Annotated in this window: 14 protein-coding genes; 8 read left to right on the top strand and 6 right to left on the bottom strand. The window is 67.8% G+C overall.

Translation table 11 applies throughout. The annotated features are described in order from the left end of the window. Positions 1-328: 328 nt before the first annotated feature. On the top strand, positions 329-1,993 hold the full coding sequence (rny, locus tag EV652_RS26895) for a ribonuclease Y (RefSeq protein WP_132212011.1): 1,665 nt from the start codon (positions 329-331) through the stop codon (positions 1,991-1,993). On the opposite strand, the gene EV652_RS26890 is transcribed toward rny, so the two are convergent. Further along, the gene (locus EV652_RS26890; RefSeq protein ID WP_132212010.1) at positions 1,994-2,365 is read right to left on the bottom strand and encodes a nuclear transport factor 2 family protein; all 372 of its coding nucleotides are present in this window, start codon (positions 2,363-2,365) and stop codon (positions 1,994-1,996) included. It abuts the gene before it with no gap. Positions 2,366-2,442: 77 nt separating this feature from the next. Here EV652_RS26890 and EV652_RS26885 point away from each other — a divergent pair, with 77 nt between their 5' ends. After that, the gene (locus EV652_RS26885) at positions 2,443-2,931 is read left to right on the top strand and encodes a GNAT family N-acetyltransferase (RefSeq protein WP_132212009.1); all 489 of its coding nucleotides are present in this window, start codon (positions 2,443-2,445) and stop codon (positions 2,929-2,931) included. Here EV652_RS26885 and EV652_RS26880 read toward each other — a convergent pair. The 5 genes from EV652_RS26880 to EV652_RS26860 all read right to left on the bottom strand — a co-directional run bounded on the left by EV652_RS26880 (position 2,928) and on the right by EV652_RS26860 (position 6,800). Next, a complete protein-coding gene (locus EV652_RS26880) occupies positions 2,928-3,218 on the bottom strand; it encodes a hypothetical protein (protein ID WP_199238421.1) in 291 nt (96 codons plus the stop codon). The two genes, EV652_RS26885 and EV652_RS26880, sit on opposite strands and share 4 nt — an antisense overlap. Positions 3,219-3,337: 119 nt before the next feature. Beyond that, positions 3,338-4,246, bottom strand: a complete 909-nt coding sequence (locus tag EV652_RS26875) for a phosphotransferase (RefSeq protein ID WP_132212008.1) — start codon at positions 4,244-4,246, stop codon at positions 3,338-3,340. A 3-nt stretch (positions 4,247-4,249) separates the two neighbouring features. Then, complete coding sequence (locus EV652_RS26870) at positions 4,250-5,413, bottom strand: acyl-CoA dehydrogenase family protein (RefSeq protein ID WP_132212007.1); 1,164 nt, start codon at positions 5,411-5,413, stop codon at positions 4,250-4,252. A 46-nt stretch (positions 5,414-5,459) separates the two neighbouring features. Continuing rightward, positions 5,460-6,038 carry a DUF1707 SHOCT-like domain-containing protein gene (locus tag EV652_RS26865; RefSeq protein WP_132212006.1) on the bottom strand — a complete coding sequence of 193 codons (579 nt, stop codon included), beginning with the start codon at positions 6,036-6,038 and terminating at the stop codon, positions 5,460-5,462. Between the two features lie 18 nt (positions 6,039-6,056). Further along, on the bottom strand, positions 6,057-6,800 hold the full coding sequence (locus tag EV652_RS26860; RefSeq protein ID WP_132212005.1) for a type 1 glutamine amidotransferase: 744 nt from the start codon (positions 6,798-6,800) through the stop codon (positions 6,057-6,059). A 93-nt stretch (positions 6,801-6,893) separates the two neighbouring features. On the opposite strand from EV652_RS26860, the gene EV652_RS26855 reads away from it, so the two are divergent. The 6 genes from EV652_RS26855 (at position 6,894) to EV652_RS26830 (ending at position 11,881) form a co-directional block, all read left to right on the top strand. After that, the gene (locus EV652_RS26855) at positions 6,894-7,313 is read left to right on the top strand and encodes an FHA domain-containing protein (RefSeq protein ID WP_132212004.1); all 420 of its coding nucleotides are present in this window, start codon (positions 6,894-6,896) and stop codon (positions 7,311-7,313) included. Between the two features lie 47 nt (positions 7,314-7,360). Beyond that, on the top strand, positions 7,361-8,587 hold the full coding sequence (gene dxr, locus EV652_RS26850; RefSeq protein ID WP_132212003.1) for a 1-deoxy-D-xylulose-5-phosphate reductoisomerase: 1,227 nt from the start codon (positions 7,361-7,363) through the stop codon (positions 8,585-8,587). Further along, positions 8,584-9,894 (top strand): M50 family metallopeptidase, encoded by a 1,311-nt coding sequence (locus EV652_RS26845; protein ID WP_132212002.1) that lies wholly within the window; start codon positions 8,584-8,586, stop codon positions 9,892-9,894. Before dxr ends, EV652_RS26845 begins: the two co-directional genes overlap by 4 nt. A gap of 27 nt (positions 9,895-9,921) precedes the next feature. After that, positions 9,922-11,064: a flavodoxin-dependent (E)-4-hydroxy-3-methylbut-2-enyl-diphosphate synthase gene (gene ispG, locus EV652_RS26840; RefSeq protein WP_132212001.1), complete on the top strand. Its 1,143-nt coding sequence runs from the start codon at positions 9,922-9,924 to the stop codon at positions 11,062-11,064. 143 nt (positions 11,065-11,207) lie between these two features. After that, positions 11,208-11,462 (top strand): type II toxin-antitoxin system VapB family antitoxin, encoded by a 255-nt coding sequence (locus EV652_RS26835; protein WP_132212000.1) that lies wholly within the window; start codon positions 11,208-11,210, stop codon positions 11,460-11,462. Next, the gene (locus EV652_RS26830) at positions 11,459-11,881 is read left to right on the top strand and encodes a PIN domain nuclease (protein ID WP_132211999.1); all 423 of its coding nucleotides are present in this window, start codon (positions 11,459-11,461) and stop codon (positions 11,879-11,881) included. The genes EV652_RS26835 and EV652_RS26830 overlap by 4 nt, the downstream gene beginning before the upstream one ends. Positions 11,882-11,883: the final 2 nt, after the last annotated feature.

The raw sequence follows: 11,883 nt of genomic DNA, 5'->3' as shown, positions 1-11,883 counted from the left end.
TAGCACCGGCAGGCCGGTTGATCACGGGCCGACCGGCCGGAGAAGACACGACACTACGCTCGACCGAGCTGAAGGACTGACGACGGCGACTCGCAGCGTCGTCGGATAGACGGCACCGCGGTTCGACGGTGGCGGCCATGAGTACGTGCCTGGGTGACGCACACCCAGGGGCCGCCCGGTCGCTGAGCGGTACCGCCGTAACGGACGGACAGCCCACCGCCGTACGCCGGTGGTGCGGTCAGCCGTACCGTCAGTCGGCTCCCGTGGCGGATCCCTTCGACCGACCACAAAGTCCCGCCTGGTGGGACTCGAAAGAGGGGAGACGCCGATGACGGCCACATCTGTCGGTCTGTCTCTGATCGGACTTCTGATCGCCGGGCTGCTGGCCTGGATCGGTTTCACCCTCTCCCGCCGAAAAGCCGCCGAGGGAACGGCGGCCGCCGAGCTCCAGGCCGCCACCATCACCGCCGGTGCGAAGTCGGCGGCTGAGTCGGTCCGCCGCCAGGCCGAGGAGGAGGCCGCCGTCCTGCGGGTCCGGGCCGAGGCCGCCGAGCAGCGGGCCGAGGAGATCCGCCGCGCCGCGGAGGACCGGGCGACCGAGGTACGGCGGGAGGCCGAGCAGCGGGCGTCCGACGTACGGCGGGAAGCGGAGTCCGAGGCACAGTCGATCCGGGACGACCTGCGCGAGCAGCGCCTGGAGATGGAACGCCGTGAGCACCGGCTGACCGAGCGTGAGGAACGACTCGACGAGCAGCACCGCACGACCGAGCAACGCCAGACCGAGCTGACCGCGCAACTGGCCGAGCTGGATCGCCGTAAGGCCGAGATCCGCGACCTCGAGGACGAGCGTCGCCGGATCCTGGAGGGTGTCGCGAACCTGACCACCGAGCAGGCGAAGAGCGAGCTGGTCGCGGCGATCGAGGCGGAGGCGAAGCGGCACGCGCACGCGATCGTCCGCGATATCGAGCGGCAGGCGCTGGACGAGGGCGAGACGAAGGCCCGCAAGATCATCACCGGTGCGGTCCAGCGGCTGGCGTCGGAGCAGACCAGCGAGTCGGTCGTGTCGGTGGTGCACCTGCCGAGTGACGACATGAAGGGCCGGATCATCGGCCGCGAGGGCCGCAACATCCGGTCGTTCGAGCAGACCACCGGGGTCAACCTGATCATCGACGACACCCCCGAGGCGGTGCTGCTGTCCTGCTTCGATCCGGTACGGCGGGAAACCGCACGGCTGACCCTGGATTCGCTCGTCCTCGACGGCCGGATCCACCCGAGCCGGATCGAGGAGATCTACGAACGCAGCAAGGGTGAGGTGGCCGAGCTGTGTGAGCGCGCCGCCGAGGATGCGATGGCGGAGGTCGGGATCACCGACCTGCACCCGGAGCTGACCCGGACGATGGGGCTGCTGCGGTACCGGACGTCGTACGGGCAGAACGTGCTGAAGCACCTGATCGAGTCGGCGCACATCGCCGGGATGATGGCGGCCGAGCTCGGGCTGGATCCGAAGCTGTGCAAGCGCGGCGCGTTCCTGCACGACATCGGCAAGGCCCTGACGCACGAGTCCGAGGGTAGTCACGCGATCGTCGGTGCGGAGCTGGCCCGGAAGTGGGGCGAGAACGACGACGTCGTGCACTGCATCGAGGCGCACCACAACGAGGTCGAGGTGCGGACCGTCGAGGCGGTGCTGACCCAGGCTGCGGACGCGGTGAGCGGCGGCCGGCCGGGGGCACGGCGGGAGTCGCTGGAGGCCTACGTGCAGCGGCTCGAGCGCCTGGAGGAGATCGCGATGCACCACGACGGAGTGGAGAAGGTGTTCGCGATGCAGGCCGGCCGGGAGATCCGGGTGATGGTGCTGCCGGACGCGGTCGACGACATCGGCGCGCAGGTGATGGCACGCGATATCGCCAAGCAGGTCGAGGAGGAGCTGACCTATCCCGGCCAGATCCGCGTCACCGTCGTCCGCGAGTCCCGCGCCACCGAGGTCGCCAAGTAGTCAGTCGGCGTACTTCGCCCGCCACGGCGGCGGATCGAAGGGTGCGCCGTAGATTCGGGTCTCGCGCGCGATCCGGCCGTCGCGGAACTCGACGACGTTGGCGACGTAGTAGATGTCGCCGCTGTAGTCCGAGCGGCCGAGGACGACGAAGTGGTCGCCGGCACCGGTGATGCGGATGAGCTGGATCGACGGCGGATTCGGGTACTCCTGTTGCATCGCCCGCATCCGGTCCCGCCCGACGATCCGCTCACCGGACTGTGGCATCTCGAGGACGTAGTCCTCCGTGCGCATCTCGTGTTCCGCCTCGGCCGACAAGGCGAGTTGATCGGAGGTCGGCCACAAGCGCTCCAGCAATTCACGATTCCGGTCCATGGTCCACTGTCCCCGCGGTTCTTCAGGCAGCCTTAAAGCGGGTGCGGTCCGACGGCAACTCGCCGTACGGTCGGACGATGGACATCAGGCCTGCCACGCAAGCGGAGGTCGACCAGCTGATCGCCCCGGCCGAACCTGCCTCCCAGCACCACCTCCGCGAGCGCTGGGAAACGCAGCAACGAGGTGACGGCGTGTTCCTGCTCGCTCACCGCGACGGCGAGATCGTCGGCCACACGATGCTGCTCAACCAGTCGAAGTACGCCGAAGTCCGCGCGGCCCACGACCCCGTCGAGATCAACGCACTGGACGCCTACGTCCCGGGCCAAGGCATCGGTACGGCGATCATCCGCGCGAGCGAGGCGATCGCGGCGGACTGGTCCCGATCCGCGATCGGCATGGCTGTCGGTGCCGACAACCCGCGCGCCCGCAAGCTGTACGAGCGCCTCGGCTACCAACTGTGGGACGGCCCGCAGGTGATCGACACCTGGACCGAACAGGATGCCGAGGGCAACATCGTCCGCTCGCACGCGGACCCCTGCGACTATCTGCTGAAGAAGCTGACCTAGTCCCGGCGCTCCTCGCGCAGATGACTCGGCGTCACGTCGATCGGCCGCTCGGCCACCTGCTCCGGCGGGTCGGTGGTGTACTGCTTCTCGACCTCCGGGTCGATCACGTTGAACTCGCCCCGCTTCCGCGGGTTGGCGAGCCGGTAGGACACCCAGATACCGGCCACGCCGGCGAGCATGATGATGATGCCCAGGGCGGTCAGGTTCAGCCACCCGGACGTATCGCGGACGGCGAAGGCGATGATGGCGCCGATGGCGACCAGCCCGATGCCGGCACCGATCCTCATGATTGCTCCTTCCTGGCGTGCAAGCGCCGCGGGCGGAGACGACACAGCAACAACACAGCGGGGTGTCAGGATGACATTCTGTAGTCCCCGCTCACTCACGGTACCCAGGCAGCGAATCGTCATGCACCGCGGTCGGCGAGAGCGGCTCGGACGAGCGCGAGCGTCCGGTCCAGCCGCGACCACTGCGCGGACCCCCAGGTGACCATTCCTGCACGAGCGTCGGCGACCTCGACCGCCGACAACCCGCCCTGCTGCAGCCGCAGAACCCGCGCCGAGTAGTCCGCGACGTTCCGCCGGAGCAGGAAGAAGGCGAACAGCTCCAGCTCGAGCGGTACGTCGCGAGGGTAGACCGCAAGCACCCGGCGCAGGGCGTTGTCGTCGACGGGTTGCTCACCGTGCATCAGCAGAGCCAGGTCGTGCTCCGGGGGACCGAGGATCGCGGTGTCCCAGTCGAGGGCGCTCAACCGCCCGTCCGCACCGACCAGCAGGTTGTCGCCGATCAGGTCGGTGTGGCACACCACGAAGCGTTCCGGCAGTCGTCGTACGACGCTCTGCAACTGCGCGAGGCGGTCGTGCGGCACCAGCCCGGCGATGGAGAAGTCCTCACGTGGCAGATCCGCCGCCGGTGTCACCGCGTGCAGATCGGTCAGCACCCAACCGAGTTCGTCCAGTACGTCGTCCGACCACCTTGGCCACCCCGCTGGCGTCGTACCAGGTAGGAAGGGGAACAACGCCACGACACCGTCGGGGGTTGGGACGGACAAGCGGCCGTCATGAGTGGCGATGGGGTAGGGGAGTCGGGCGCGGAAGCCGGTCTCGTGCATGTGCTGCACCAGCGGGAGCCGGGCGACTGCACGGGCTGCGTCGTCTGGCGTGAGCCAGAGCTTGAGGAAGTACCGCTCGTCGATCTCATAGCAGGCTGCCGCCCAGCCGACCGGTACGAACCGCAGGCCGTCGACAGTGATCCCGTACGACGTCCTGACCGTGTCCACCAGTGCCGCGCGATCCAGCCGCGGCTCAGTCAGCATGTGTCAGCGGAAGGCCGCCTGGCCGGTGAGGGCCTGGCCGATGACGAGCTGGTGGACCTCGGAGGTGCCCTCGTAGGTGAGGACGGACTCGAGGTTGTTGGCGTGCCGCATGATCGGGTACTCACCGCTGATCCCGTTCGCGGCCAGGATCGTGCGGCACTCACGCGCGATCGCGATCGCCTCGCGGACGTTGTTGAGCTTGCCGACGCTCACCTGCTCGGGCCGCAGCGTCCCCTTCTCCTTGAGCCGACCGAGGTGGACAGCGAGCAGAATGCCCTTGTTCAGCTCGACCGCCATGTCGGCGAACTTGGCCTGGGTCAGTTGGTATCCGGCCAGCGGCTTGTCGAAGACCATCCGCTCGCCGGCGTACGCCAGCGCCGTCTCGAGGCAGTCCCGGGCCGCACCCATCGCGCCGAAGATGATGCCGAACCGGGCCTCGTTCAGGCAGCCGAGGGGACCGGACAGGCCACGGGCCTCAGGCAACAGGGCCGACGCCGGCAGCCGTACGTCGTCCAGCACCAACTCGGACGTGACCGAGGCGCGCAACGACAACTTCCCGGTGATCTCCGGTGCCGAGAAACCAGGGGTCGACGTCGGTACGACGAAGCCGCGGACGCCGTCGTCGGTCCGGGCCCAGACCACCGCGACTTCGGCCACCGAGCCATTGGTGATCCACATCTTCGAGCCGTTCAGCACCCAGTCGTCGCCGTCGCGCCGGGCGTTCGTGCGCATACCGGCCGGGTTCGAGCCGAAGTCCGGTTCGGTCAGGCCGAAGCAGCCGATCGCCTCGCCCGCGGACATCCGCGGCAGCCACTCGTTCTTCTGCTCCTCGCTGCCGTACTTCCAGATCGAGTACATGGCCAGCGACCCCTGCACCGACACCAGCGAACGCATCCCGGAGTCGGCCGCCTCGATCTCCAGACAGGCGAGCCCGTACGCAACCGGACCGAGGCCGGCACACCCGTACCCAGTCAGGTGCATCCCGAGGAACCCGAGCGCACCGAGCTCCTTCGCCAGCTCCCGCGCCGGAATGCTCGCGGACTCGAACCACTCCGGCAGCGACGGCCGCAGCCGCTCGTCCGCGAACCGCCGGGCGGTGGCCCGGACGTCGACCTCCTCCTCGGTCAACAGCGAGTCCACATCCACAAGATCCAGCGAAGCCGTCATGAGGCTCACGCTAGCCGGTACGACGGGTATCCCGGAGCGGCGCAGCTCACTTCCGGTACCAGGGCCACCACCAGTGGCGCTTGCGCGGATGGCGTACGACGATCGAGCCGTGCTTGGCCTGGCCGGTCACTCGGAGGCGGACACCGCCGGACCGAGGAGTGGTCGCCTTGTTCTTGGCGGTCCCATGGACCATGTCGACGGCGTCGAGATCGATGCTCCAGCCCTCCGGCACGATCATCACCACCGAGCTGTGCTTGGCCTGCGCGTCGACGTGGATCTCGGGCCACCGGACCACCGCGTCGGTGAAGTCCAGCCGGACCGAAGAGTGCTCGGCCACAGCGACGACCCGCTGCGGCACGGTCCAGGGACCTTCGCGCTTCTGCGCGCTGTGCTTGGCCCGGATGACCAGTTCGACCGCGTTGCTGCCGTGCGCGACCGGCACCAGATCCGCCGTCGCGGTCCGCAGCTCGAGCTGGGTCTTGGACGAGTAGATCTGGGTGAGCCGCTCGTCCAGCTCCTGGAAATCCAGCCGTCCGTCGCTGTGTGCTTCCTGGACCACGGCGGCGGCTCGCTCGCGGTCGTTGTCAGAGGCCCGATGCCCGGGCGGCGGCTGCTCCAGACTCATTCCCCAAAGGTAGCGCCGCTACCGGTCCCGGGTACGAGCGGACCGGCCGGCCAGGTCCAGGAACCTGCCGAGCACCACGGACCAGGTCTGCTCCAGCTCGGCCTGATACCGCTCGGCCGCCGCGTTCACCGCCTCAGGATCGAACCCCCAGGATCGAAGCCGCTCGGGATCCCAGCTCTGCACCCGGTCGACAGTGACCTCAGGGTGGAACTGGACGCCCCAGCTCCGGCCGATGCGCAGCATCTGATGTGCACAGCGCTCGCTCGACATCAACGGCACCGCCCCGGCCGGCAGCCGGGTGATCTGATCCTGATGGCTCTCGATCGCCCGCACGGTGGTCGGCAGACCGGCGAGCAGCGGGTCGTCCTCGGCGCCGGGCAGCAGGCGAAGCTCGGTCACGCCTTTCTCGGGCAGGCCGTACTTGCCGCGCACCTCACCGCCGAACGTGTGCGCCAGTAGTTGCGCGCCGAGGCAGATTCCCAGCACGGGTACGCGGTCCTGTTCCGTCGTTGCCCGCAGCAGTTCCCGCTCCGCCTTCAGCCACGGCGACTTGTCATCGGCGTCCGGCAGCATCCCGCCGCCCAGCAGTATGAGCGCAGAGTGGCCGTAGACGTCGGAAGGAATCGGCTCTCCGGCCCAGGCGCGGACGACGACGGGAGTGAAGTCCCGTTCCTCGATCCAGCCGAGCAGTCTCCCCGGACCGCTGCCGGGATCGTTCTCGATGATCAACACCGTCATCGGGCGGGTGGCAGTTGCAGACACAGTCGCCAACGGTAGACCACCACGGCACACCGCGAGCCGCCGTACCGCGGTGCCGGCTCCGGGATACCGAACTGCAGAGCTGGGTGTGTGCAGATGGATCCGATCAGTGGGTTCGTGACGGCCGCAGTGGGGGATGTGGCCTTCAACTTCGGCAAGGGCGTCGTGAGTGCGTTCCTCGGGGCGCGGCGTAAGTCACGGAGCTACAGAGCCGTGGCCTTGGTCACGGAGGCCGCGCCGCAGCCGGTGTTGATGAGCCCTGACAGTCACGTCGTACCGGTCCTGGACCTGGTGCTGATCGGGCGGGCGTCGGACTGCGACCTGATCCTGGAGCACCCGGACATCAGCCGCCATCACGCCGAACTGCTCCGGATCGACGGAGTCAGCTTCGAGTTGCGGGACCTCGACTCGACCAACGGCACCTTCGTCAACGGTGTACGGGTCGGCAGCCGGCTGGTCGGCGACGGCGACGAGATCCGCCTCGGAAGCTTCCCCCTCAACCTCTATCTGGAGTGACAACACCGAATCGCTTCCTGGTGTCCTGACCTGGGACAATGGCAGGCGTGAATCCGCGAACCGTTGTCATCCTCGGCTCGACCGGCTCTGTCGGCACCCAGGCGCTGGAGCTGATCGGCCGGAACCGCGACCGGTTCCGGGTGCTCGCGATCTCGGCCGGCGGCGACAACGTCGGCCTGCTCGCCGCGCAGGCGCTCGAGTTCGGCGTCGAGGTGGTCGCTGTGGCGAAGGCCACGGTCGCCCAGGACCTGCAGCTCGCGTTCTACGTCGAGGCGAAGCGGCAGGGCTACGCGCAGGGCGCGTTCCGGATCCCCAAGATCATTACCGGCCCGGACGCGTCCAGCGAGATCGCGGCGATGCCGTGTGACGTGGTTCTCAACGGCATCAACGGTTCGGTCGGGTTGCAGCCGACGCTGGCCGCGCTCGACGCCGGGAACACGCTTGCCCTGGCCAACAAGGAGTCGCTGGTCATCGGCGGCCCGCTGGTCACCCGCCGGGTGAAGCCCGGTCAGATCGTCCCGGTCGACTCCGAGCACAGCGCGATCGCGCAGTGCCTGCGCGGCGGCTCGGCCGACGAGGTCCGCAAACTCCTGCTCACCGCCAGCGGTGGCCCGTTCCTGGGCCGGCCGCGGCACGACCTCGCGAACGTCACGGTCGAGCAAGCCCTGGCCCACCCGAACTTCGCGATGGGCCCGGTCGTCACCATCAACTCCGCGACCCTGGTGAACAAGGGGCTCGAGCTGATCGAGGCCCACCTGCTGTTCGGCATCCCGATGGACCGGGTGGATGTCGTCGTCCATCCGCAGCAGGCGATCCACTCGATGGTCGAGTTCTACGACGGGTCCACGATGGCGCAGGTGTCACCGCCGACGATGACACTGCCGATCGCGCTCGGCCTGGGCTGGCCCGACCGGATACCGGACGCGTCGCCACCGTGGAACTGGGCAGAGGCGAGCACCTGGCAGTTCCTGCCGCTCGACCACGACGCCTTCCCGTCGGTCCAGCTGGCCCGCGAGGCCGGGACCCGCGGCGGGACGGCGCCGGCCGTGTTCAACGCCGCCAACGAGGTCTGTGTCCAGGCGTTCCGGGACGGGCGCTTGCCGTTCCTGGCGATCGTCGACACCGTGGCCCGGGTGGTGACCGAACACGACGTACCCTCGTATGAGGAACTGTCCATCGACGACGTACTCGCCGCGGACAGCTGGGCGCGCGCCCGGGCCCGTGAACTGACCGCCACCTCAACCGACCAGCGCCAGGAGAACACGAAGGCATGACCGCGCTTCTCACTTTCATCGGCATCCTGCTGTTCGTGGCCGGCATCCTGATCTCGGTCGGACTGCACGAGATGGGTCACATGCTGCCCGCGAAGGCGTTCGGCATGAAGGTGACCCAGTTCTTCGTCGGCTTCGGCCGGACCGTCTGGTCCTCCAAGCGCGGTGAGACCGAGTACGGGATCAAGCTGATCCCGGCCGGTGGGTTCGTCCGGATCATCGGCATGATGCCGCCGGCCAAGGGTGAGGACCCGAGCAAGGTCCGCAAGGCCAACACCGGCCCGATCCAGTCGATGGTGGAGAACGCGCGCTCGGCGGAGTACGAGACGATCGACCCGAGCGACAACGGCCGGCTCTTCTACCAGAAGGTGTGGTGGAAGAAGCTGATCGTGATGGCGTCCGGGCCGCTGGTCAACGTGGTGATCGCGTTCGTCCTGTTCGGCGGTCTGTTCATGCTGTACGGCGCCAACGTCGCCCAGACGACCGTTGCCACCGTCACCGACTGCGTCATCCCGGCCTCCCAGGCCAGCGCCGACCGCAAGTGCGAGCCGGGTGACCAGACGTCGCCGGCCAAGACCGCCAACTTCCAGGTCGGCGACAAGATCGTCGCCTTCAACGGCACCCAGATCACCAGCTGGGACCAGCTCACGCCGCTGATCCGGGCGAACACCGACAAGGCCGCCACGATCGTTGTCGAGCGCAACGGCCAGCAGCAGACCCTGCGCACCAGCACGATCATCAACCAGGTCCGGGACGAGGCCGGGTCGGACAAGATCGTCTCGGTCGGGTTCCTCGGCGTCTCGCCGGAGATGAAGGTCGAGCGGCAGGACTTCGGCTTCGTCGTCAACAAGATGGGCGAGCTGACCGTCGCCACGGTCAAGGCGATCGGCAACTTCCCGGAGAAGCTGGTCGGCGTGGCCAAGTCGATCGTCGGCGGCGACCGGGACGAGGACAGCCCGATGAGCGTGGTCGGCGCCAGCAGGGTGGCCGGCGAGATCGCCTCGAACCAGTCGCTCACCGGCGGCGAGCGGATCGCCTTCCTGATCTCGCTGCTCGCCTCGCTGAACCTGTTCCTTGCCCTGTTCAACTTCATCCCGCTGCTGCCGCTGGACGGCGGGCACATGGCCGGGGCGATCTGGGAAGGCATCCGGCAAGGCTTCGCCAAGCTCTTCGGCCGGCCCGACCCCGGGTACGTCGACGTGGCCAAGCTGCTCCCGATCGCGTACGTCGCGGCCAGTGTCATCGTGGTGATGGGCGTCCTGCTCGTCATCGCCGACATCGTCAACCCGATCAGACTTTTCAACGGATAACGCATCACCTCAACAGATAAAGGACCCATGAGCATCAACCTGGGCATGCCCGCGCTGCCGCCGCCGACCCTCGCTCCGCGCCGTAAGACCCGCCAGATCAAGGTGGGCAAGGTGCTGGTCGGCGGTGACGCCCCGGTGTCCGTGCAGTCGATGACGACGACACTGACCGCGGACGTCAACACGACGCTGCAGCAGATCGCGGAACTGACCGCGTCCGGCTGTGACATCGTCCGGGTCGCGTGCCCGTCCCAGGACGACGCGGACGCACTGCCGGAGATCGCCCAGCACTCGCAGATCCCGGTGATCGCCGACATCCACTTCCAGCCGAAGTACGTGTTCGCCGCGATCGAGGCAGGGTGTGCGGCGGTCCGGGTGAACCCGGGCAACATCCGCAAGTTCGACGACCAGGTGAAGGAGATCGCGGCCGCGGCGAAGGATCACGGCACGTCGATCCGGATCGGCGTGAACGCGGGGTCGCTGGATCCGCGACTGCTGAAGAAGTACGGCAAGGCCACGCCGGAGGCGCTGGTCGAGTCGGCCGTCTGGGAGGCGTCGCTGTTCGAGGAGCACGACTTCCACGACTTCAAGATCTCGGTCAAGCACAACGACCCGGTCGTCATGGTGCGTGCCTACGAACTGCTGTCCGAGGCCGGCGACTGGCCGCTGCACCTCGGCGTGACCGAGGCAGGCCCGGCCTTCCAGGGCACGATCAAGTCGTCGGTCGCCTTTGGTGCGCTGCTGTCCAAGGGCATCGGTGACACGATCCGGGTGTCGCTGTCGGCGCCGCCGGTCGAGGAGGTCAAGGTCGGCCTGCAGATCCTGCAGTCGCTGAACCTGCGCGAGCGGAAGCTCGAGATCGTCTCCTGCCCGTCCTGCGGTCGCGCCCAGGTGGACGTCTACACCCTGGCCGAGCAGGTCACCGCCGGCCTGGAGGGGATGGAGGTCCCGCTCCGCGTCGCCGTGATGGGCTGCGTCGTCAACGGTCCGGGTGAGGCCCGCGAGGCCGACCTCGGCGTCGCCTCCGGCAATGGCAAGGGCCAGATCTTCGTCAAGGGCGAGGTCATCAAGACCGTCCCGGAGTCCAAGATCGTCGAGACGCTGATCGAAGAGGCCCTCCGCATCGCCGAAGAAATGGGCGAAACCGGCGAACCCACCGTCACCGTCAGCTGAGACGAGCACGAAGGTGCCGCATCCGGTGGGATGCGGCACCTTCTGTCGTTGAGTATTGGGTCATCCCCGGATGCGTTCTTGGTGCATCCTAGGTTCAGATTTTGGTGCCATGAATGGCTGACATCTGGTGTATGATCGGTGTCATGACGCGCATCTCAGTGGACGTGAACGACGAGTGGCTGGACGCCGCTCGCGCCGAGCTGGGCACTGACAGCAAGGTGGAGACGATCAATGGGGCTCTCCGAGAGCTCGCCGTGCGACGGCAGGGGCGGGAGATCGCCGAAGTCTTCGCGACTGCACCGATGGACTTCTCCCGCTCGGCCGAGGCCTGGCGTTACGGCGGCGGTCGCGATCTGGAAGGGCTGGCTGAACGCGCCCGGGAGGAACGCAGCGCATGATGGCCGGCACCGTCTACTTGGCCGACACCTCCGTCTACGTTTACCAGTCGCGGTCTGAGGATGTCTTCAGACGATTCCAGTCGCTGCTCGTCGAAGGCAGGCTCGCTGCCTGTCAGATGGCAGCACTCGAGTACCTGAATAATGCTCCCGACCCCCAGTGGTACGAGAGATTGTGGGGAGCGCTCCACGGTCAGCGGTGGGTGGATGTGACCAGTGAGGCGATGGATCGTGCGCTGGGGGTGCATCGCGAGCTTGCGAAGAAGAGTCAGCATCGGCACTTCAGCCTGCCGGATCTGATCATCGCGGCGACCGCGGAGCTGGCAGGGCTGACACTCCTGCACTACGACGAAGACTATGACCGGATCGCCAAGATCACCGGGCAGCCGGTGGAGTGGGTTGCACCGAAGGGATCGCTCTGAGC

The sequence above is a fragment of the Kribbella steppae genome (assembly GCF_004342025.1).
Classification (GTDB): domain Bacteria; phylum Actinomycetota; class Actinomycetes; order Propionibacteriales; family Kribbellaceae; genus Kribbella; species Kribbella steppae.
Note: the sequence above shows the minus strand (reverse complement) of the source record. Positions and strands in the feature narration are given on the sequence as shown.

Excerpts from the sequence above, each read along its gene's own strand:
- rny (WP_132212011.1), top strand. The coding sequence starts at position 329 with ATGACGGCCACATCTGTCGGTCTGTCTCTGATCGGACTTCTGATCGCC.
- EV652_RS26890 (WP_132212010.1), bottom strand. The coding sequence starts at position 2,365 with ATGGACCGGAATCGTGAATTGCTGGAGCGCTTGTGGCCGACCTCCGAT.
- EV652_RS26885 (WP_132212009.1), top strand. The coding sequence starts at position 2,443 with ATGGACATCAGGCCTGCCACGCAAGCGGAGGTCGACCAGCTGATCGCC.
- EV652_RS26880 (WP_199238421.1), bottom strand. The coding sequence starts at position 3,218 with ATGAGGATCGGTGCCGGCATCGGGCTGGTCGCCATCGGCGCCATCATC.
- EV652_RS26875 (WP_132212008.1), bottom strand. The coding sequence starts at position 4,246 with ATGCTGACTGAGCCGCGGCTGGATCGCGCGGCACTGGTGGACACGGTC.
- EV652_RS26870 (WP_132212007.1), bottom strand. The coding sequence starts at position 5,413 with ATGACGGCTTCGCTGGATCTTGTGGATGTGGACTCGCTGTTGACCGAG.
- EV652_RS26865 (WP_132212006.1), bottom strand. The coding sequence starts at position 6,038 with ATGAGTCTGGAGCAGCCGCCGCCCGGGCATCGGGCCTCTGACAACGAC.
- EV652_RS26855 (WP_132212004.1), top strand. The coding sequence starts at position 6,894 with ATGGATCCGATCAGTGGGTTCGTGACGGCCGCAGTGGGGGATGTGGCC.
- EV652_RS26845 (WP_132212002.1), top strand. The coding sequence starts at position 8,584 with ATGACCGCGCTTCTCACTTTCATCGGCATCCTGCTGTTCGTGGCCGGC.
- ispG (WP_132212001.1), top strand. The coding sequence starts at position 9,922 with ATGAGCATCAACCTGGGCATGCCCGCGCTGCCGCCGCCGACCCTCGCT.
- EV652_RS26835 (WP_132212000.1), top strand. The coding sequence starts at position 11,208 with ATGACGCGCATCTCAGTGGACGTGAACGACGAGTGGCTGGACGCCGCT.
- EV652_RS26830 (WP_132211999.1), top strand. The coding sequence starts at position 11,459 with ATGATGGCCGGCACCGTCTACTTGGCCGACACCTCCGTCTACGTTTAC.